Raw genomic sequence first — 21,979 nt, 5'->3', positions numbered from 1 at the left:
ATTAATGCGTCATGAACCTTTTTACACTTTAGTCGGCATATTTGTAGTCGGTGGCCTTGTCTTAATGTTTCTTGGGGGTTTATTTTTTTATCAGCAACATACACAAGCAAAAGTGCAAACGTTTGTTATGTTTTTTAAAGGATCATTAAAAGGACTAAGTGCAACGACCCCCGTAACCTATCGAGGTGTAAAAGTTGGAGAAGTGGCGCTTATTGAAATTACAGAAAATAAAGTTAAAAATAAAGTGGAAATTCCTGTTTATGTTGAATTTTTTGTAGAGAAAGACTTAGATTTCGCCCAAAACCCTGTTGAATTATTAATTAGAAATGGCTTTGTTGCTAATATTTCTAGTCCTAATTTTTTAACTGGAGTAGCTGAAATTGAACTAGTTAAAAGCAATATCAAACTGAGTAATTATCAACCTAGCTATTTTCGTGGTTATCCTATTTTTCCTACGATAAATACTAAGGAGCAACCTACTACAATTACTGAAACCTTAAAGTCAGCTCAAATAATGATTGAAGAGATTACAAAATTTATCCGTTCCCCTGCCTTTAAAGATACTGTAACTTCTACACAACAAATGGCTAATAGTTTTACTCGATTATCACGTAATCTTGATAATCGACTACCATCGGCTATTAATAGCTTTAATCAATTAACGCGCAACCTTGATAACCGGCTCCCGTCTGCTATAAATAACTTTAATCGCTTAACACTCAATCTTGATGATTATTTACCACCGGCCATTACTTACTTTAATCGCTCTGTAAAAGAGATAGCAGAAGCTGCTAATTCCTTCGAAAACTTGAGTGACTATCTATCACGACACCCCGAAACACTATTACGAGGTAAACCGTGATCTTTAGAATAATTAGCCTTGTTTTATGCATATTAATATTGTTTTCTTGCGGTCGTTCAAAAGAAGCAGAATTTTATCTGTTAAATCCGATTAATCCTGAGCAAAGTAAAGTACTACATCAAGACATGCAAATTGGCATAGATGAAATTCAAGTGCCCGAATATACTGAAAAACCACAATTAATGATTAATTACACCCCTTACAAGGTGCAATTAAAGGAGTACCATCGCTGGGTTGAATCTTTAAATAAAAATATAGAACGTGTTATTGAGGCTAATTTAACTACATTATTGCCAGGTGCAGTTATTGCAAGATACCCGTGGGATACTAAGTTTAAACCTAATTACCATATCCAAATTGATATTTTTCAGTTTGAAATTGATTATAAGGGCGATAGTATTTTAAGAGCTGATTATGTTATTTTTTCTAAGGAATCTTTGGTTAAAAAGTATAATGTATTTTATCGCCTTAAATTAGTTAATGAACCTGTAACTATCGAAGCTTTGGTTAAAAGTATGAATACTAACTTAAATCACTTAACAAGGGATATTGCAAATTCATTTAGAACACTTAATAAATAAGCAATAACAATTGGCAGTTATTTATTTATCATTTTAGTATAAGCCATTATACCTCTTTGGCTTATACTAAGTTACAATTTATTGTTAATTTAAAAGATTCCAAGCTTGCGTCCAAGCTAAACCAACCCCAGGTTCATAATAAGCGGGAGATTGGGTGCACCAGCTAGAGTATGGCCAAGGTTTACACTGATATCTCTTATGATCATTACGCCCCATCACAATTGTACCGGCTTTGTAATTGGCTATGCCATCAGGGTAAATATAGTCTACTATCTCACCAGGATTTTTTAGATCAACTGCCATGCGATAATTACTTACATTGTTATCTTTAATATAAACTTTATAAGCGCTACCTGGTGTCAAAATTATATTACCTGAAGCTGGATCCAGTTGCCCAATTTGTAAAAGGTTTGATTGACTGTTAACCTTTTGGGCAAGAGTATAAGGCCATTGTGTTGCACTTGAATTACTTTGATCAGTAACAATACTATGACTCTCTACTTCTGACCCGTTCTTAAATAATCTTAGATAAGCTGTCGTACCCGGTACAACATCAGCAGTATTGTATAAGGTATCTAATTCGTGCCAGCTTGCAGTTGATGTCGCTTGTTTAATAAATACATCACTACAAGAATAAAATGCTTCTGGACTATCTGCACGTTGCCATATTACATATAAGATATGTTTACCTGTTTTATTAGCCGGTATTGGACAGTTCATTTTATAACGTCCATTTTCTAAAGTAACACTGGTAATTGTACAAAAAGCCTCGTCTAAATCGCCCCACCTTAAAGGTTGTGAAGGCACATAATTATCCTTGGTCAAATAGAATTTAAAATACTTAGTACGATGAGGTGCTGTCGCATGATAAATAAACTGAAATGGCCTATTTGGTTCAACATTCATTAAAGTTGTTGGCCAATCTTCTCTAGCTAAGTTTAAGCCTTGAAATAAATCTCGCCCTCCTGCACAAAGTGTACCGTCAGGAATAATAGCTTGGTGTCTATCGTTAGCTGCTCCTTGATTGATTTCATGCCAATTATAGATAGCTTGTTTGCCTCCGACAGCTACAGCAGCTTTACAAGCTTCTGATTTAGGATTCTCCGGACCTTCTTTATAACACTGATAAGAACGAGAAATTGGAAGCTCCATAGAACCATGTGCTTGCACGATGGCAGATGTCCCTAGCAACAGTAAACTTGGTGGTATAAGTAGCTTTTTCATTTTTCTTTCCTTCTGTTTGTTCTAAAAAGTCACTTAGCTACTCTTAAATTAGCTTATTTAGTTTAAAAATTATAATTTAAATTAAATTAATTTATAAAATAAAGCTAATTCTAGCTTAAAGATCACTGTTTAATTCTAGTCAATTTTTATTAATTTGCCGGTAAGAATAATTTTTCCTTATTGATAAACACTTAAAAAAATAAATAATTTATGTTTGTTTAAAAGAAGGAATCATTTAATTAGTAATAATTTTGAAAATTAAAGGCTCAATACTTTTAATTTAAGCAGCTGGTGCAGCTGGTGGCGTATTGCCAGCTTCTACAACTTCTCGCGGTGCTATATTTGTTAGCTCGCCCTTTTCATCCATCCAGCCCAAAGAAACAAACACCTTTCTACAAGCACTCTTACTATCAATTTTAGCCTCATTAACAGTAGCACTTAACTCTTGATTAATTATCCTAGATAAATCTGGGCTAAAAAGAGTACCACTCATTTGCATTGGTGAGTAAAGAATACTATATACTCTATTAAATCGTGTTTTAGCATCTAGATTTTCAGAGGAATTTAAAGCACATATTTTAACTAATTTATTAAATTGTTCTGGAGTGAAGCTATTCCCAAGCGGTATAGCCTTGAGTACAGAATGCAGGTATTTTGCATGCTCTATAGACTGAATGCTCAAAGATGAACCGCTTGAAGTTTCACTAACAGATTTTGTGGAAATCTCACTATCTTTGCCTTGAGTAATTAAAGCTTCTAAGAATTTTTTGATATTTTCTCCCTTAACAACAAAAGTTCCTTGAATCAAGTTAAAACAACCATCCGCGCTCATAAAAACCAAAGCTGGATGTGTAACTGCCCACTTGACAACCCATTCAGGATTTATTCTATGAGTTTCTATAGTTAACGCTAGCTTTAGTTCATTACTAGTAAGGCTTAAGGTAATGTGCATATGGGTATTTTAGTGGGTGATCTAATTTTAGTTTAAGAAAATGTATACAAAATATCAAATTTGTATGCAAATTAATTTTATTGTTTTTTTTATAAGTATTTAAGGTAAATAATTAAGTTAGTAAATAAGCTAAATTTTGACTTGAAAACGAGGATATTTTTAATTAAACAGAAGCAATTTTTAATGAAATAATGCAACTTAACTTCTGTTTAATCAAAGTAACTTATTAATTTGAGAATTATAGTGTATTACTAGTTCATTGAAAAATTAACCTCCTGATTAACTTCATTATTTTTATTCTCAGTTGCTATATAAGGTCTACCTAAAATATTACAGAGCTCTTTTTTATCTTCTAAATTTAAATAAGAGGCTACTGCTTCAAGGGCATTTACATAATTAATACTAGCTGTAGCTTGGTTGGTTAGAGGCATTGTCATATCAGTATTGGAGCTATTTTCTTTATTAAAAAGATTAACATCAGCAGTATTATCCATTTCTTCTTTACTAAATTGCTTATTTGATGTCCTTTTATAGCGCTCAAAAGGATAATTAAGATCAATTTGCCACTGATCAACCACGGCCATATAAAGAGAATTTAAAAGCATTTTTGCATGCTGAACCTGTTTTAAAAGGGCTTGCTCCCCTTTGTTTCTTGGCACTGCACCTAAAAAGGATAAGTAACTAAACCAACTATTATCGTTTAGAGGTGGCGATTGCATCGTATTTATTTGAGCAAAAGCATCATAATAATCACATATTTGCTCAATTAATTGCTCCCGGTAAGATTGATAGATATCAGGTAAAGTAGCATTTCTAAACAACCATTCCAGGCGCTGTAACCGTCTGATAACTAATTTAGCCTCATCTGCATAATCTTTAGAAATTTGTAAGGATTTATTTGTTTCCTCACTAAGGACTTCCATTTCCTGAGGCGGTAGCGTCCAATAGAGTTTTACATCTTTATCTTCTAAAGCACGGTAATGTACTTTTTTTCCTGATCTTTTAGTGTGTTGCCTTAAAGGGCCTGCACTATGCAAAAATATTTTTTCTAAAGGACCACTATAGAGAGGAAGAGTTGGATGTTTATCATTTTCTGTTAAGCGACTTAACTGTTGCTCTGTTAAAATACCTTTTAAGAGCGACAAAGCTTGCGTTTTACAAGTATAAGAGCCTTTGAGACTAGGTCCCCATAAGGTTAAAGATAAATTTAATTCAAAAGGTTTAAGTCTTGATTCACGATTCTGCTCTTGTGCTTTAGCTTTTTCAAATTGATATATTTGTGCAGACCAATGTTCATAAGGGTAAATTCTTGTATCTTTTTTTGCCTTTGCAGCTAACCCCTGTTGGTTCATTACCTCATTGATTGCTTGTTCTTGCTCATCAACAGCAACCTTACAACGCTGCTGTAATAGCTTAAACTTTTCTTCTGATAACTCAAAAGTAGCCCCACGTAAACCACATCCTAAGTCTAAAAAACGTAATTCTTCATGGCGTAACATGCCATGATTACCATTTAAATCAACATCCAAACCTAAGCTTAGCTTTACCTTCTTTAATAATGAATTGGGCGTAGTTGTAGGTAAACCATAAAACCCCCACTGTTCGACTACTTCTATCTTACCCTTATCCTCCCATTGGGATAATAAGAGGCAACTATGCCAGAAAGGATTACTACCAGCTTCTCTGTCGAGTACACAAAAGGTCACTGCATATTTCATTATCATTTCCTTATTGGAAGTTGTATTAATTAATAATTAAAAATTTTATAACTTTTAGAGCTCTCTGATAAGAAATGCAACAACATTAAAATATGAATCCTCCATGCTATTAAGTAAGGCTATTTGCTTTATGGATTTAAATCTTCCCTGTAAACTGATCAAATAAATGGTTACTTCCCACTATTTCTTTTATCAAAGTTGTTGATAATCAATTCACTATTACAGATTAATGCAACCTTAGCTACAAATACCATTATAAAAATGCAAATTAGTATTAAAAATTTTATTTAATGGATTTGTAGGCTAAGAAACCTTCTTTTTTTTAGATCTCAATGAGATTTAATCAACTATACTTTAAACTGGGCTTATTATATTGCCCTATACTTTAAATAATAATATAAAAAATAAGCGAGACTACTTATGCAGGATTCGCTTTTCTTTTGTTTAGGAAAATTAATTTATAAACTTCGAGTACATATTGTATGGCTAGCGATAATTGTAGTTATCCTTTGCCTGCCTTATTTACCCAATATTATGAAACCTTTTAAATCAACTGGTTTCATTGATGCTACATCTAGTAGTGCTAAAGCAGAAGATTATTTACATAATAAACTTGGCTTGAGTTCTAATCAAATACTAGTCCTTTATACTAGTGAAAAATGGGTAGCAACAGATAGCCGCTTTAAAAATGCAATAAAAAAATCATTATCAGGTTTAAAAAAATTACCTGTTAACTATGAAATTATTTACCCTGATGGCAATAAAACACAAATATCTAAGGATAAACATACAGCCTATGCTGTTATCTTTTTTGATCCTGATCAAGTTATTGATAAAAATTTAATTAAGGATTTAGAAAACAATATAAAAACGCCGCCTAATATGACCATGCAGCTCGGTGGTGAAGCAATTTTTGAAGAAGTTATACACAAACAAACTCAAAAAGATCTCTATAAAGCCGACTTAGTTGCTGCACCTGTTTCAGTAATTGTTCTAATTTTAGTGTTCGGTACTTTAATAGCAGCCCTAATTCCCATGGTATTAGGCGGAGGATGCGCGCTTATTATTCTTTCTTTACTGTATTTTATTGGCCAAGTCTACACTCTATCTATATTTACTATTAATATTGCTCTTTTATTGGGTTTATGCCTATGTCTTGATTATTGTCTTTTTATTATCAGTCGTTTTCGAGATGAATTAAGAAAAGATAAAACAATCAGATCTGCTATTGCTACTACTATTGCTACTGCCGGTAAAGCTGTTTTCTTTAGTGGCTTGGCTGTCTTTATTAGTCTTAGTGCTTTACTTTTTTTTCCTATCAATATTCTCTTTTCGGTTGGCGTGGGTGGCCTTGCAGCCGTATTTGTTGCCGTTTGTGTGTCAGTTATCCTTCTACCAGCTATTCTAGCTATCATAAGAAACGGCATAAATTATTTATCTATACGCTTTACGCGTAAAGAAAAAGCCTCCCTTGCTTGGCGATGGCTAGCTAAGAAGGTAGTTAAAAGACCCTTAATTTTTTTCGTATTCACACTAAGCCTATTACTACTCTTGGGTTATCCCTTTTTAAATGCTAAATTTGGAATTTCTAATTTTCGTATTTTACCCCAACACTCCCCAGGTCGCGCATTCTTTAATACCTATATTGATAAGTTTAATGAACAGGATTTAACACCTATTTTATTAATTGTTACCAGTCAAAACGATCCTATCCTTTCTAAAGCTAACATTGGAAAATTATATGATTTAGTCAAAACACTTAAAAAAAATCCCCTTATTGATCATATCAATAGTATTGTAAATACAAGTAGTAGCCTAACAAAATCACAGTATCAAACCTTATATAATACAAAAAGTACCCTAGATACAAATTCGATTAAAAGTTTATTAGCAACAACGACAACGAAGTATGCAACAGTTATTAATATAATTAGTAAATATGAGGCAAATTCAAAAGAAACTAAGACATTAATTTCACAATTACGCGCACTTAAGCCGCCAAGTGGATGGAATTTCCAGCTAACTGGCGGGCCTGTTAAAAATGAAGATGTTTTAAATAAAATATATAGCCTTTTTCCCTATGCCGTATTATGGATTATATGTTTAACCTATCTCGTTTTACTTATCTTATTACGTTCCTTATTTCTGCCCTTTAAAGCTATTTTAATGAATATTGTGAGTCTATGTGCTAGCTATGGCGTATTAGTTTACATTTTTCAAGAAGGGCACTTACAAAAATGGCTTAACTTTGATCCCCAAGGTAGTTTAGATATTAGTCTACTGGTTATTATTTTCTGTGCTCTCTTTGGCTTTTCTATGGACTATGAAGTCTTTTTACTTACGCGTATTAAAGAATATTATGAGCAAACTAAAGACAATGAAAACAGTATTATTTTTGGCATAGAAAAGAGCAGTAAAATTATAACGAGTGCTGCCCTGATTGTAATTTTTCTTTGTGGTTCGTTTATGGTGGCTGATGTATTAATGGTTAAGCAATTTGGGTTAGGAATTGCAGCAGCCATTTTTGTTGACGCCTTCTTAATTCGTACCCTTTTAGTGCCAGCAACTATGGCACTAGTTAAACCCTTAAATTGGTATTTACCCAAATGGTTAGAAAAAATTCTCCCCAAATGGTAGCTTAACTAAAACTATCTTGCGTTGTACTGTTCATTTCTACTTAGAACGAACAGTACAATAAATAAATTTCTTTCGCAGAGGTATTATTTATTTTTTAAATTTAACATGCGAAGCATCAAGCATAGCGCGAACATCCTCAGCTATTAATCGATGTGCCAAGGTTGTTGGATGAACAGGGTCAAAAAATAGATAACCTTCACATGTTTCATCTATCTTTGCCGACTTAGCAGCCATCAATAAGGTGGAGCTTTTTGATATGTCATCAACTAATACGTCATAACAAGTATCTATCGTATTGGTAAAACCATACTCTTCAGGTGATTCTAACAGTCTATTTACCGTTCCCTCAGTTTCAAAATATAAAAATTGAACATTAGGATATTTTACTCTAAGCTTTTGTAAAGCCACCTTTAAGAGCTCATTGTGATGCTTTGATAACCTAGTTAATTTTTCCTCAGCTTTTAACTGCCTTGCTGCAGGACCCCTACCTAGATCGGGTAAAGTTAGAATTAAAATATGTTTTGCTCCTGCTTTAACTAATTGCTCAGTGCCATTGGCAATACCGTTAACAACAATGGCATTAGCTTCTTCTTCATTTTCAGGTAAAGCTAAGTAATTATTACCCCCAATCCATATAATAAATAAACTTTGCTCGCTTGCTTTATTATCATGACTTAATAGATAAGTTTTAATTTCACGATTTAAGGTAAAAAGTATGTCATCATCAGCGGCATTGTCAGAAATTGCTGCCCCACCAAAAGCATAATCGTATAAATGCGACTTAACTTGATTAGGAAAATAGAAGTTTGTAAGCTGCTCAATCCAAACAGGTCCATTTGTAAAACGTCCTTCATAATAAGGCGGCGATTGAGGAATACGATGACGCATATATTCGTATAAATTTCCATTATCCGATAAGCTATCCCCAAAAACGACTACATTATTCAGCTCATTAGCATTTACCAATGTTGAAAACAGCAGGACAAGCATAGCCAAAAACACTTTCATTAGTAAGCCCTTAATAACTAAATTATTAATGAGGCCCGATTATAGTATGAAAATTCGAAATGAATCAATTTAGTAATTTGTTAGTTGAACTGATTAGAACATGCTAAATAAGGTACATATGTAACTGTTTAAGTAGTTTTATAATCCAACTATTTTTAAACAACCGTGAATAGATATCACATGTAGTTATCAGTTCTATTTAAGGAAGATTTACTAGAATGTTAAGGCATAACTGAAGCATAATTTAGCCATAGTGGTAAAGACATCTATACGTTGACCCTTAACAAAAAGTTCTTGCCTTACCTATAAATGTTGATTTAGTGCAAGGCATGACTTTTTTGAAAAATAGAGTTTAATGGAGTAAATGAGCACGGCCGAAACATTTACAACACAACAATAAAGTAAAAGACGCAGATTAGGTAAGAATTCTATTTACCCGTATTTCAAAATACGGGTAAATAGATATAATTTCAACCTAAGATTGGTTAGGACTAGGAGATGAATAGGTAGTATCTTCTTCCATAGGATCAATCTCTTCCGTTAGTTGGGATTTAGCAGGTTTACGGCGGAGCTCTTCAACATCGTCGTTATTTCTACGCCTGTAGTAGAGTCCGCCGTATTGTTGTGAATTTGTCATTTTTTCAGATGGTGATAAAATCTTTTTTAACTCTCTATAAGCGTTAACTACGCCCTGCTGGATTTCTATAAGTTTTTGACCTAAATCCTGAGGAGGTATCAATAAAGAACGGTACTCGGGCTTACAATGGTTATAATAATTTAAGTAATTGTTATAGTGTTCGTCTTGGTAGTATCTTGCTACTTGATTATTTTGTAGCTGAGGCACTAATGTATCTAGCATTTGAACAAGTAGATTTAAATGATCAGTGCAGTTTTGCTCTAATTCTTTTTTAGTTTGCTCTAACAAAATTAAACTAAAAGCTCCAAAAATAGGTGGTTGATAAAGAATAGGTCTACTATTTAGATCGGTATTTTCAATATTTGGAAATTGCGTATTAACAATCTGCTCGACTAATTCAAGTATTTCCGCATGCTTTTCTTTCATAAATACCCCTTAACTACTAAATAGATAACATTATAACACTTTTTGTGTTAAAACTAAATAATTTGTCATATTATTTATCATTTATAATAAAATACAAACAAATATTTGTCTTATGAGTAAGGATAAAATAAATTTATAATTTTTAATCTTAATTCTACTTAAAGTGTATTAGAAAAAAGCTCACTTTGACCCATTCGTTCGTTACACGTTCTTAGACAAAACTGGCATAATAACAATGTCATTTAATCGCCAGTGATGTTGTTTGATTTTTTCTTGGAGTTTAGATAACTTTTCAAGCTCAATGCTTTTATGTTTGGATGTAACAAAGATATCACCAAAAAATACATGCCCTTCATCACGAAAACGTAATGCAACTGATTCGACCCAATCCTGTTCTTTTACGATTGCTTCAACATCTCGTATCAGTGGATCAGTTTTATTACCTTCTAACGTTTTCGGTACTTCATCTAGTAAATCCAAAATAGATTTTTTTAAATTACTATATCCATCATTAATAATACTTAAAGAAATTAATATACCTACGACTGCATCTGCCCACCAATAACCTAAACCTATTCCTAAAACACCTAAAATACTTGCAAACCCAGCTGTCCAACTCGCCTTATTCATTTTAGAATCTGCATATAAAACTTTATCATATAGGTAATGTGCTAAAGGTATTTTAACATGCCCTAAAATTGTAGATGGGATGCTTGACCAACATAAAGCTATGATCATTAAAAAACCAACCCAAATTGTATGATTTAAAAAAAAAAAAGAAGTTATCGTAGGATGCTCCTGCTTTAATAGCACAATACTTCCATCAATTAACAGATAAAGACCTAACGCAAATAAAGCCAGAGAACTAGTAAAATAAGCCATGCTAGTTACGCGATGGAAGCCATATGGAAATGTCTTATTAGCCTTCTGATTAACTATTTTACTCGCTACTAAAAAGGACAAAGGTGGGATGATACCTAAAGTATCTTCTAACCAAACTGTTTTCATTGTTTGAGAATTAGACATAACTAAAAAGGAAAAAGTTGCTGCAGAAATCATGTAAAAAAGTGATATCCACTCATAAAAAATAGCTTTCGAATATTGAGCTTTTAATTCTTTAGGAAACTCTACCGTTTTAGTTACATTTTGCATTAGTTGTTATTATTCCTATTAAAGTAAATAAACCTATCGAGATAACTAAGCCAAGCATTTTCTCCCTGCTGAACTGCCCATACGTAATTTTTTTCATAAGGCGTAGTAAAAGCTACTTTTTCACGCCAGGGGTTATCTTCTTCAATGTCGCAATTAATAAGATTAATTTCATTTTTCTCTAATAATTTATATAGGTTATCAAAACTGTCTACCACTTTTAAAATACGTGCATTCAGTCCTTGAGATAATTTATTTAGTAAAGAAGAATTTTGTTGGAGGTTAGAACATAGGCCAATTTTAATTATGTGATTATTTTTAATTGTTATTAAGGTATTATTGGGATCGGCGGGGTAATTACACCCTGTTAAACTTAAAATGCATACTAGCTTATAAAACCGAGATATCAATTTCATTGACTGTCCATAATTGAAATATCTTAAAAAAAGATATTAGTTCCCTTATAACTATATTAAAAGTACAGTTATGGCTTTACTATTACAACACTATTGTATTAAAACACATATTAAAATTATTTTATCATTTAGCAAATTTTGTTGGATATGGCAGCCTTAAAGTGCATATAGGCTAGTTTAGTTAAATCATTAAGTAACGTAAATCTTTCAAATCTAAGCTTATCCTATTAGGATAAATAGTTAAAAGGCTCGCTAAACTATCTAATTATTTATATTATGAGTAATTGCTTTTATAGGATGAGACAAGATGTCTAATTTTGAAACAGAATATTTACATGCATTTTATAAATCATTTATTAATGTTATTACTCCTCTAGAAATAGAAAAAGCATTAAGAAATTTCCAAACGATACATAATAAAAATAATCCCAACCGTTACAGTGGTATGCATACATTTAATTTAACAAGCTGGAAACCACATGACGCTGCAAAATTCACAGCTGTACTTGCTGAAACGTTTGCACGGGCCACTGAGCAATTTATAGACACTCAGGATGCCGAAACTATCTATAATATGACAGAAAAGATTCGTGCTGAATATATTCCTAAACTGGTTGGAGAATTAGATCCAGAAAATCCATTTTTAAAGTTATCCCAGCAATTGAAAAAGAATATAGAAAAATTACCTAAAAAAGAAAATGCCTCAATTTTTAATGAATACAGTTTTTTTGGTGGCGCAGTTGTCTTGTTGGGTGCTGCTATAATATACAATTACAGCCCTCGGCAATAATTTGAATTGAATTTAATGATTAAACAAAAGCCCGTACAATCTTATGCATTGTACGGACTAACATTCGGTTTACAGCTAATTTAATTTGAATTAATAACACTTAGCTTTAACTGTCGTCCGCAGACCCAAGCTTTATTTAGATCTTGAAAAACTTCTTTAGGCATGCCTTTAGGTAGCCTTACAGTAGAATGGTCATCATGAATTTTAAGACCAGTAATAAAACGGCTTTGTAATCCTGCTTCATTAGCAATAGCACCAACAATATTGCCTGGCTTTACACCATGAACTCGCCCTACTTCTATGCGAAATAATTCCTGCGGCATATTTTCAAAATGTTTTGAAGAAGACTCAGGAGAGCTACGTCGATTCTTCTTAGTTGAACGATCATAAGAATCTTTCGACTCTTTAGTGCGTTTATCTTTACCTACAACATTAACAGACTTTGGTGACTCAAACTGCCAAGGCTTATTGTTATTAATTAATAATGCTAAAGCAGCAGCTACATCAGCAGCTGCAACATTTGGATTTTGCTCTAAAAAGGAATCTATAATTTGACGATACTGAGCTATATTTTTATGCTCAAGTCTATTGCTAATATTTGCTAAAAAGCGTTCTTGTTTTGCCTGTTGAATCATCTGATCAGTAGGCACATTTATTTTTTCTATACGTTGGCGAGTATGCCGCTCAATATTATTTAAAGTTCTTGATTCACGAGGGCTAACAAATAAAATAGTCACCCCACTTCGCCCGGCTCGACCCGTACGGCCAATCCGATGCACATAAGTCTCACTATCATGAGGTACATCATAATTAATAACATGAGTAACCCGCTCAACATCTAAACCACGCGCAGCAACATCTGTTGCGACCAGAACATCAATCGCCCCTTGCCTAAATTGGGCTACAATTTTTTCACGCAAAGCTTGTGTAATATCACCATGAATAGCCATGGCTCGATGGCCCTGTTTTTGTAAGTTATCGGCAACATCTTCAGTAGCACTCTTAGTACGCACAAAAACGATAACACCTTGATAATCCTCTACGGCTAAGATACGCAATAAAGCATCAGGTTTTTGGGCAGGTGAGGCAAATAGGAAGCGTTGCTCAACACTTTTTACCGTTGCAGTTTCAGAACGTATTTGGACTGAAACAGGATCAACTAAATAATTATTAGCAATTTGGCGAATACGATGTGGCATTGTTGCTGAAAATAACGCAATTTGTTTTTTTTCAGGTAATTTGGAGAAAATTAATTCAATATCGTCAATAAAACCCATTTGCAACATTTCGTCAGCTTCATCAAGTACAAAAGTTGATAAATTATTTAATTTTAATGTGCCACGATCCATATGGTCTAAAATTCTTCCTGGGGTACCTACAACGACTTGCGCCCCTTCTCTTAATTGTTTCAATTGCTTTGAATAGTCTTGGCCACCACATAACACAGATACAGTAACTCGTTGATATTTACCTAAGGTTTTAAATTGTTCAGCAACCTGAATTGCTAGCTCCCGGGTGGGTGCTAAAACTAGCGCTTGTGTAACCGCTAAGTTAGTATTTAAGCGTTCTAAAATAGGTAAAGCAAAAGCTGCTGTTTTGCCTGTGCCAGTTTGAGCTTGGGCAATAATGTCACGGCCCTCTAACATCTGCGGGATAGTTTGGGCTTGTACTGGAGAAGGTGTTTGAAATTTCATATCCTCTAATGCTTTCAATAAAGGAGCTGATAAATTCAGCGCTGCGAAATTTACTAAATTGTCTGTCATAAATGTTCCAAATGATGTAGCAATAGCTTAAGTAATGTAAAAATTGCTCAGTATAATAACAAAATAAACAATGGCTTGCACGGATTTTCAATAATAGAAGATGGTATAGCGGCTCTGCGGTTTATTTTATTGCGAATTGTTAATAATTATATCATAGTTCTATATATATTTAAATTTGTCTCCAAATATACTTTATAAATTAATACGAATTCATGTAATTAGGATAACTATTAACATACTAATTTATTAACTACGATAAGCTAATCCAATTTCAATTGAAATTGGATTCATACAAACTCTAGATATTTTACTCGTATACGAAATTAAAGCAATGCTGCTAATCGGCATGCTTGATCTATAGCATGACGCGCATCAAGTTCGAGTGCTTTAAAAGCACCACCGATTAAGTGAACATTACAGCCCTCTTCACGTAAAGGCTCAAATAATTCACGCAATTCTTCTTGACCGGCACAAATAATAACTGAATCTACTTCTAACAGTCTAGGTTCATCATTAATACGAATATGTAAGCCTTCGTCATCAATACGAACATATTCAACGCCCGATATCATTTTTACATGTCTATGTTTAAGGCTTAATCGATGTATCCAACCTGTTGTTTTACCTAAGCGTTTTCCTAGTTTTTCTTTTTTGCGTTGCAGTAAAAAAACTTCACGAGCCGTTTTTTCAATTATTGGCGACTTTATTCCTCCTCGATGAGTAACATCAATATCAATTCCCCATTCATTATAAAATTGTTCTAAAGGTGATGCCTTTGATTCATGTGTTAACCACTCAGCCACATCAAAACCAATACCTCCTGCACCAATAATAGCAACTCGTTGGCCAGGGCTTTTGCGTCCTTCGATAACATCGACATAACTCATTGCTTTAGCATGATCAATACCAGGAATGCTTGGTGTGCGTGGCTTAATACCTGTAGCAAGCACAATTTCATCGTACTCTTTTAATAAATCAACTTCTGCTGCTGTATTTAGATGAATATTTACACCAAATTTTTCTAATTGATGAGTATAATAATTAATAGTATGGTGAAAATCTTCCTTACCCGGAATTGATTTAGCTAGATTAAATTGACCACCTAACTTATCTTTCTTTTCAAATAAAGTTACATCATGACCTCTTTCAGCAGCAACTGCGGTAAAAGCAAGGCCTGCAGGACCTGCGCCAACAACTGCGATTTTTTTAGGATGATGTGCTGTTTGATAAATTAATTCTGTTTCATTACAAGCTTGAGGATTAACTAAACAAGAAGCTGTTTTGTTAACAAAAACGCGATCAAGGCAGGCTTGGTTACAAGCAATACAAACATTAATTGCTTTACTATCACCAAGCTTTGCCTTTTCTGCAAATCGAGGATCTGCTAAAAAGGGCCGAGCCATTGAAATCATATCAGCTACCCCATCTTCTAATAACTGATTGGCTATTTCAGGCGTATTTATACGATTTGAAGTAACCACAGGCACTGTAATTTCAGGCTTAAGCCGCTTCGTGATTGCAGTAAATGCTGCTGGGGGAACCATCGTAGCAATGGTAGGAATCCGTGCTTCATGCCAGCCAATACCCGTATTAATAATGGTGGCGCCTGCTTGCTCAATAGCTTTTGCTAATAGGATAACTTCTTCCCAACTACTGCCATCGGCAATTAAATCTAACATGGATAAACGATAAATAATAATAAATCGTTCACCAACTACTTCGCGGATATGCTTAACGACCTCGATAGGGAATTTAATACGATTCACGAAATCCCCCCCCCATTCATCAGTGCGGTGATTGGTATGTGTCACAATGAATTGATTAATTAAATACCCTTCACTCCCCATAACCTCTACGCCATCATATCCAGCAGCTTGAGCTAATTTAGCGCAGCGTCCAAAATGCTCTATGGTTTTTCTAATCCGTCGCTTACTCATTTTCCAAGGTGCAAAAGGACTAATGGGCGATTTTACTGGGCTTGGGGCGACAATGAACGGATGATACCCATAGCGACCTGAATGCAAAATTTGCAAAGCAATTTTTCCTCCTGCTTCATGCACTGTTTGGGTTACTAACTCATGTCGCTGCTGTTCTTTATGTTGGGTAAGCTTCGCTGCAAAGGGCGCAAGCCGGCCTGCACGATTAGGCGCAATTCCACCTGTAACAATTAATCCCGCCCCGCCTAATGCACGCTCTCTATAAAAGGCAGCTAGGCGTTGTAATCCTTCTTTATCCTCTTCTAAGCCTGTATGCATCGATCCCATTAATAGCCTATTTTTTAACTGGGTAAACCCTAAATCTAAAGGCTGAAATAAGGCTTTAAATGGTGTATTATCAATTTTCAATTCCATGGAGTTATCACCTAAAACTTAATCGATTGATTAAAATTCCTATTCTAAACACAATCCATTTCTAGCAACGCTTAATCATTACTAATTCTGGTAACTATTGAAAGGTTATGTTAATAAAGCTAATGACTACAAAAATCCTAGTATAAAGCACTCTATAAAAGTTACTTAACGCTTTTTAATAATTTTATAATAATCTTAATTTTACTTACTTATCTTAATACTGCTGTTGTGGCGAGAGATCGCTGTGGTTGTTTGGCAATAAATGCGCCGGCTAAAGCAATAACGCCACCAGCAAACGACATAGCAGATGGTTTTTCGCCTAAAAACAAAAAACCTAATGCCGTTGAATACAAAGGTAGGGCATAAGAGTAAATAGATGCCCTAGAAACTGGCATGTTTGCAAGGACGTAACTCCAACATAAATAAGCAAGTGCTGCGGAAAAAATACCCATATAAATGACTACAAATGTTGCTTCATAACTAGCTTTAAAAAATTCCTGTTTTAAATCAAAGATAAAATATGAGAGAAATAAAGTTCCTCCCCAGATTACCCAAGATGTTACAACAATGGGATGATAAGTTTTTAAAAAAAGGCCTTGTGTAAGGTTATATATTGCGCTCATTATTGTTGCAACAAAGATGATTAGGACGCCTTCGATATGTATAGCAGTATTTTTACCACCTAATGCCATTAATAATAAACCAAACATACTAATACCCACGCCTAACCAGATACCAAAGTGAGTACGCTCCTTAAAGAGGATGATAGATAAAAGAATAGTTAATACAGGGTTAATACCAATTATAAAACTAGCTATACTGGCTGAAATGGTTAGCTCACCTGTATTTAGACAAATATTGTAAATACCAATTGCCCCAACGCCAATGAGTAATAGTTGGATGCGAATTAACCAAGGCATTTTATTTTTATTTGGCAACCTTAAATAAATAATTCCCATACATATAGAAGCAATAATAAAACGCAATAATGCTAAAGCACCAGGTGTATAACTTTCTAAGCTAAAACGAATTCCAACAAAGGCAGATGCCCAAAATAATAGGGCAAGTGCTATAGCACAATTTACCTTCCTCACAGTTCACCACTAACCATAATTTAATTGCTACTAATCTTAACTTAAAGAGAGCTGTTATGCCTAACTCTAGCTGATAAAAATTTTATAAATAGTGTTATAATATGCCATTACTTACACTATTAGATAATTATCTTTAGTTACTTAATTGATAAATTTTTCTGATTTCAACTAAAATTGAGATAAGAAAAAGCATCAATTATAAAAACCATTGATTACCACCTAAATGCCAAACAGAAATATGTTTAATACCTGCTGCCTCAATCAATGCCTTTTTTTGATTAAGGGAATCGCTTGTTTGTATAAAATAGGTCGTATTCTCATGCTGCCAAAAATATTCAAAAGAGGATGGGTCTTGTACAGCTAAAGAAAAACCCGGATAACTTTTTGATTGCTCAAATGTATCAAGTTTAATTTTATAAGACCCTGTAATACCATGATAACCATAAGAAGGTATGCCAATAACAATTTTGTTAATATCTTCTATTCTATCTTTAACATAATTAATTATGTTAGTTACCCAAGCATTAGGTGCGACAGGAGTACCTACACCATAGTTATATTGATAATCGTAAGCCATAACAACAATATAATTGACTGGAAGACTATTAAAGTCTTCATAGTGCCATTTATAGTAGCTTTGTTCAGTTTCATTTGATATAGGTGGTCCATCAATCATAAGCTCAGCATTAATTGACCATAAAGCATTACCTAATTCATTTACAAATATTTTATAATTTTGGTAATTATCATCAGTCCAATTACCAAATCCTTCAAAATCAAGCTCGATACCTGTGAAATTTGTCTTTTTAATAAAGCTTATTAATTTCTTAATTGCATTAGCGCGTTTTTTAACACTTGAAGCTAAGACAGCCATAGAACTGGCGCTTGCAGATACAGTGACAAATTGCTGTTGGGAGTACGATTTAATACTTTCAATATTTTTCTGACTATAAGCATTACATCCTGCCTTTGCTACATTTAATCGCTTAAGGATACCTGTTTCATTTACAGTAAAATACTCTGGTTTTAATACCTGTATAATCCGACCATCTGTATATTCATTTTTTGCATTACAGGCAGGTTGGCCTGGATAAACCCAAGCTTGTATATTCAAAGAATTAACAGAAATAGCTTGACCGGACATAATATAAATAGCACCTGCAACAATTGGCCGCTTTAACCCCATTAAATATTTTCCTTCAATTATTAAACTGGAATAATTAAAAATTAACTTATATTACTGCTCTTTTATTGGCATATAAAGAACATTCAGTTATCTTTGAAGATAGGTAAATCATACCTTAAACATACTCTAATTATGACACTTAACTTAATAAGGGAATTATGAAAAAATTTTCTTGCCTTTTAATGGCCTCGCTACTTTACGGAACAGCCTCTTATGCCAATGAACTTAGCGCAACGATTTATGCAACAGAAAAGAATAAAGCGCCACTTGGCAAAATTACTTTTACCGATACACAATACGGTTTATTAATTAAACCTGATTTAACTGCCTTACCTGCCGGTGTGCATGGCTTTCATCTTCACCAGCATGCTAACTGCGGGGATAACGGTATGGATGCAGGTGGACACTTTGATCCTAACGATACCAAAAAACATCTTGGCCCCTATGGTGATGGCCACTTAGGTGATTTACCTGCGTTATTTATTATGGAAGATGGTAAAGCAAACACACCTCTACTTGCACCACGATTAAAGACCAGTGACTTAGCAGGTTTAGCAGTTATGATTCATGCGGGTGGTGATAATTATTCAGATAACCCAGCTTTAGGTGGAGGTGGCGCTCGTATTGGATGTGGGATTTTTAATACATCATCTGAGAAAAATAAGCCAGCAAAGTAAATTCTTATTAAAGGTTTTAAGCCCGTATTTAGATTTAATCTAAATACGGTATACCTTTTTATTTATAAATGGAGGCTTACATGGGCGCTATGAATAATTGCAGCAATCCGCCCTATACGAGCTAAAGCTTGGGCTGAAAAACCATGCTCTTTTAAATTGCGGCAATGTGCACTAATACATGCTCCACAACCATTTAATATTGATACAGCTAAAGACATTACCTCAAACGTTTTTTTATCAACGCCTGGGTTCATCATGCCCTGCATACGTAATCCAGCAGGGACATGATTTAACTCTGGCTGCTCGCTAAGATGAATAAAGCGATAATAAATATTGGTCATAGCCATCAAACTTGCAGCCAATTTTGCCGCATCTCGTAAGGTTTGCTCTGTTTCAAGCTCTGTTTCTAAAGATTGAATTAGTTCCTTATTACCTAAATGATAAGCAACCGCTAAAGCACTCCCTACAATTTGCTGCACTTCAAGGCCATCCGTTTGATTTAGATCCATTACCTTACTTAAATTTATACGAACATCCTTAGCGAACTCAGGTAACTTTTCTTTAATTTGCTCAAACATAAATTAAATTCCTTAAATCAAACGTGGATGGTTTCTTCACCTTTTTTCCAATTACAAGGACATAATTCATCCGTCTGCAATGCATCAAGTACGCGCAAAACTTCTTGTGGATTACGACCAACACTTAAGTCAGTAACCATCACGAAACGAGTTATGCCATCAGGATCTACAATAAAGGTAGCCCGTTGTGCAACACCTTCATTAGCATCTAAGATCCCTAAGCTTTGTGATAATTCTCGTTTAACATCCGCAAGCATTGGAAACGGTAAATTATTTAAATCTGAGTGTTGATTGCGCCAAGCTAAATGAACAAATTCACTATCAGTACTACCGCCTAACACTTGCGCATCGCGATCAGCAAACTCTGAATTTAACTGGCCAAATGCAGCAATTTCAGTAGGACAAACAAAGGTAAAGTCTTTTGGCCAAAAAAATACAACAAGCCATTTGCCTTTATAAGTCTCATTTGAAATAGTCTTGAAAGCGCTATTCATATCGTTACTAACGGTAGCCTTAAGATTAAATTGCGGAAAGGGTTGACCTACAGAAATCATTTTATTCTCCTTTTATTTATGAATTACTTTGTTTATTTAACTGTAGTGAATCTTACTAAATAAGTAAAATCGATTATAATTATCAAAACAATTATTTTTAACTATTGTAATTTACAACTAAACTTGCTGCTGATTTTCTCACCGTAAATGAAAGAGAAATTAAACCAATAAGACTAAATACTATAGCAGGAATAGCTAAAGGCAAGGTGGAACTGACCGTTTTATTTATTAAAAAGTAACCTGCTACACCGGCAAATAAAAAGCGGGATGACCCAATAGCTGCTGCAGCTGTTCCTTTAGCTGTATCAAACGGGTTCATAGCACCTCCTGCGCCGGCACCCATACAAAAGGTTCCTCCGGTACCTATCAATAGCATAGGATAAATAAAATTATAGACACTCAATCCATAAAATAAATACCATATTGTCATCCAAATACCGCCTACTAAAGTAATTAAGTACCCTAATAAACACGTTTTAGCGATTCCTACCCGCTCAACAATTATACCACCTAAAAAACTTCCTAATAAAAGTGAAATCCCCATAAAACAAAAATAAAAGCCATATTGAGTTTGAGGAATACCTAAACATCGAATAATTAAATAAGGGGAAAGAGCGCAGAATAAATATAAATAGGAGTGCCCCATAAAAGAGGCCATATTAAAAATAGTAAATTCTCGATTACGCAATACAAACCAATATTGACTAAGCAGGTTTTTTGATAACGGTATACGCTTAGATGAAGGTAGCGTTTCGTCAAGCCATAAGCCCATAGTAAAAAAGGCACTAAATGCAACTAATAATAGGCTCCAAAAAGTTGATTGCCAGCCCAAGTAATAATCCAAATAACTACCGATAAACGTTGCAAAAATTGGCGAAAAAGAAATCATACCATTTAAAAAACTATAGGCCCTAGCGCTCTTTTCATCAGCGTAAAGGTCTCTAACGATAGCAAAACTAAGTACCATCATGCCACAAGAACCTAACGCTTGAATGATTCGATAAAAAAGTAGCTCTTTAACATTGTCAGCTGACCCACAGCAAAGTGAGCCGATAGCAAAAAAAGCAATTGTCCATAAAGCTATTACGCGGCGGCCAAACTGATCAGAAATAGGACCTATAATTAATTGCATTATTCCTGCACTTAACATAAACCAATTTAAAGTCTGTAGCATTTTTGTGTCTGTGGTATTAAATGCTTCGGTAATATGCGGTATTGCCGGCACATATACGTCCATAGCAAGAGGTAAAGCAAGTACCATGGGGGTAAGCGCCAGGATTAATTTTATAAACATAATATCCTCAGAAAAATAGCCTTATATCTTTTACTAGCCAATTTGTAGTTTTTTTATAAAAATGTGGTTAAACTAATAAGGT

At 34.1% G+C, this 21,979-nt stretch carries 19 protein-coding genes; 5 read left to right on the top strand and 14 right to left on the bottom strand.

Translation table 11 applies throughout. From position 1 onward, the window contains the following. The first annotated feature begins 4 nt into the window (after nucleotides 1-4). Together DYH30_RS03715 and DYH30_RS03710 are read left to right on the top strand one after the other, a co-directional pair. Nucleotides 5-862 carry an MlaD family protein gene (locus DYH30_RS03715; protein WP_115330364.1) on the top strand — a complete coding sequence of 286 codons (858 nt, stop codon included), beginning with the start codon at nucleotides 5-7 and terminating at the stop codon, nucleotides 860-862. After that, nucleotides 859-1,443 carry a PqiC family protein gene (locus tag DYH30_RS03710; protein WP_242604709.1) on the top strand — a complete coding sequence of 195 codons (585 nt, stop codon included), beginning with the start codon at nucleotides 859-861 and terminating at the stop codon, nucleotides 1,441-1,443. Before DYH30_RS03715 ends, DYH30_RS03710 begins: the two co-directional genes overlap by 4 nt. Before the next feature lie 84 nt (nucleotides 1,444-1,527). Here the strand turns inward: DYH30_RS03710 and DYH30_RS03705 are convergent, their stop codons facing one another. The 3 genes from DYH30_RS03705 to DYH30_RS03695 all read right to left on the bottom strand — a co-directional run bounded on the left by DYH30_RS03705 (nucleotide 1,528) and on the right by DYH30_RS03695 (nucleotide 5,337). Further along, nucleotides 1,528-2,667 carry a lytic polysaccharide monooxygenase gene (locus tag DYH30_RS03705; RefSeq protein WP_115330363.1) on the bottom strand — a complete coding sequence of 380 codons (1,140 nt, stop codon included), beginning with the start codon at nucleotides 2,665-2,667 and terminating at the stop codon, nucleotides 1,528-1,530. Between the two features lie 280 nt (nucleotides 2,668-2,947). Continuing rightward, entirely contained in the window at nucleotides 2,948-3,619 is a 672-nt protein-coding gene (locus tag DYH30_RS03700; protein ID WP_115330362.1) for a hypothetical protein, read from the bottom strand. Between the two features lie 251 nt (nucleotides 3,620-3,870). Beyond that, a complete protein-coding gene (locus DYH30_RS03695; protein WP_115330361.1) occupies nucleotides 3,871-5,337 on the bottom strand; it encodes a hypothetical protein in 1,467 nt (488 codons plus the stop codon). A 420-nt stretch (nucleotides 5,338-5,757) separates the two neighbouring features. Here DYH30_RS03695 and DYH30_RS03690 point away from each other — a divergent pair, with 420 nt between their 5' ends. Then, a complete protein-coding gene (locus tag DYH30_RS03690; protein ID WP_115330360.1) occupies nucleotides 5,758-7,974 on the top strand; it encodes an MMPL family transporter in 2,217 nt (738 codons plus the stop codon). Between the two features lie 87 nt (nucleotides 7,975-8,061). Here the strand turns inward: DYH30_RS03690 and plaA are convergent, their stop codons facing one another. The 4 genes from plaA to DYH30_RS03670 form a co-directional block, all read right to left on the bottom strand. After that, nucleotides 8,062-8,982, bottom strand: a complete 921-nt coding sequence (gene plaA / locus DYH30_RS03685; protein ID WP_115330359.1) for a GDSL family lysophospholipase PlaA — start codon at nucleotides 8,980-8,982, stop codon at nucleotides 8,062-8,064. 475 nt (nucleotides 8,983-9,457) lie between these two features. Further along, nucleotides 9,458-10,045, bottom strand: a complete 588-nt coding sequence (locus tag DYH30_RS03680) for a hypothetical protein (RefSeq protein ID WP_115330358.1) — start codon at nucleotides 10,043-10,045, stop codon at nucleotides 9,458-9,460. 201 nt (nucleotides 10,046-10,246) lie between these two features. Continuing rightward, the gene (locus tag DYH30_RS03675) at nucleotides 10,247-11,197 is read right to left on the bottom strand and encodes a cation efflux transmembrane domain-containing protein (protein WP_115330357.1); all 951 of its coding nucleotides are present in this window, start codon (nucleotides 11,195-11,197) and stop codon (nucleotides 10,247-10,249) included. Then, nucleotides 11,197-11,610, bottom strand: coding sequence for a type 2 periplasmic-binding domain-containing protein (locus tag DYH30_RS03670; protein WP_115330356.1), 414 nt, complete (start codon nucleotides 11,608-11,610; stop codon nucleotides 11,197-11,199). Before DYH30_RS03670 ends, DYH30_RS03675 begins: the two co-directional genes overlap by 1 nt. A gap of 307 nt (nucleotides 11,611-11,917) precedes the next feature. Here DYH30_RS03670 and DYH30_RS03665 point away from each other — a divergent pair, with 307 nt between their 5' ends. Next, complete coding sequence (locus DYH30_RS03665) at nucleotides 11,918-12,400, top strand: hypothetical protein (RefSeq protein ID WP_115330355.1); 483 nt, start codon at nucleotides 11,918-11,920, stop codon at nucleotides 12,398-12,400. 80 nt (nucleotides 12,401-12,480) lie between these two features. Here the strand turns inward: DYH30_RS03665 and DYH30_RS03660 are convergent, their stop codons facing one another. The 4 genes from DYH30_RS03660 to DYH30_RS03645 all read right to left on the bottom strand — a co-directional run bounded on the left by DYH30_RS03660 (nucleotide 12,481) and on the right by DYH30_RS03645 (nucleotide 18,794). Beyond that, complete coding sequence (locus DYH30_RS03660; RefSeq protein WP_115330354.1) at nucleotides 12,481-14,163, bottom strand: DEAD/DEAH box helicase; 1,683 nt, start codon at nucleotides 14,161-14,163, stop codon at nucleotides 12,481-12,483. 323 nt (nucleotides 14,164-14,486) lie between these two features. Further along, entirely contained in the window at nucleotides 14,487-16,514 is a 2,028-nt protein-coding gene (locus DYH30_RS03655) for an NADPH-dependent 2,4-dienoyl-CoA reductase (protein WP_115330353.1), read from the bottom strand. Nucleotides 16,515-16,723: 209 nt separating this feature from the next. After that, on the bottom strand, nucleotides 16,724-17,608 hold the full coding sequence (locus tag DYH30_RS03650; protein ID WP_115330352.1) for a DMT family transporter: 885 nt from the start codon (nucleotides 17,606-17,608) through the stop codon (nucleotides 16,724-16,726). Nucleotides 17,609-17,804: 196 nt separating this feature from the next. After that, a complete protein-coding gene (locus DYH30_RS03645; RefSeq protein ID WP_115330351.1) occupies nucleotides 17,805-18,794 on the bottom strand; it encodes a glycosyl hydrolase family 18 protein in 990 nt (329 codons plus the stop codon). A gap of 182 nt (nucleotides 18,795-18,976) precedes the next feature. Here DYH30_RS03645 and DYH30_RS03640 point away from each other — a divergent pair, with 182 nt between their 5' ends. Further along, the gene (locus tag DYH30_RS03640) at nucleotides 18,977-19,471 is read left to right on the top strand and encodes a superoxide dismutase family protein (RefSeq protein WP_423202835.1); all 495 of its coding nucleotides are present in this window, start codon (nucleotides 18,977-18,979) and stop codon (nucleotides 19,469-19,471) included. Nucleotides 19,472-19,533: 62 nt separating this feature from the next. On the opposite strand, the gene DYH30_RS03635 is transcribed toward DYH30_RS03640, so the two are convergent. The 3 genes from DYH30_RS03635 to DYH30_RS03625 all read right to left on the bottom strand — a co-directional run bounded on the left by DYH30_RS03635 (nucleotide 19,534) and on the right by DYH30_RS03625 (nucleotide 21,897). Further along, nucleotides 19,534-20,049 (bottom strand): carboxymuconolactone decarboxylase family protein, encoded by a 516-nt coding sequence (locus DYH30_RS03635; RefSeq protein ID WP_115330349.1) that lies wholly within the window; start codon nucleotides 20,047-20,049, stop codon nucleotides 19,534-19,536. Between the two features lie 17 nt (nucleotides 20,050-20,066). After that, a complete protein-coding gene (locus tag DYH30_RS03630; protein ID WP_115330348.1) occupies nucleotides 20,067-20,603 on the bottom strand; it encodes a peroxiredoxin in 537 nt (178 codons plus the stop codon). 97 nt (nucleotides 20,604-20,700) lie between these two features. Further along, on the bottom strand, nucleotides 20,701-21,897 hold the full coding sequence (locus tag DYH30_RS03625; RefSeq protein ID WP_115330347.1) for a multidrug effflux MFS transporter: 1,197 nt from the start codon (nucleotides 21,895-21,897) through the stop codon (nucleotides 20,701-20,703). Nucleotides 21,898-21,979 lie beyond the last annotated feature (82 nt).

It is taken from the genome of Legionella busanensis (assembly GCF_900461525.1).
Taxonomy (GTDB): Bacteria; Pseudomonadota; Gammaproteobacteria; order Legionellales; family Legionellaceae; genus Legionella_C; species Legionella_C busanensis.
The sequence above is the reverse complement of the archived record's forward strand: the minus strand, read 5'-3'. Positions and strand labels throughout refer to the sequence as shown.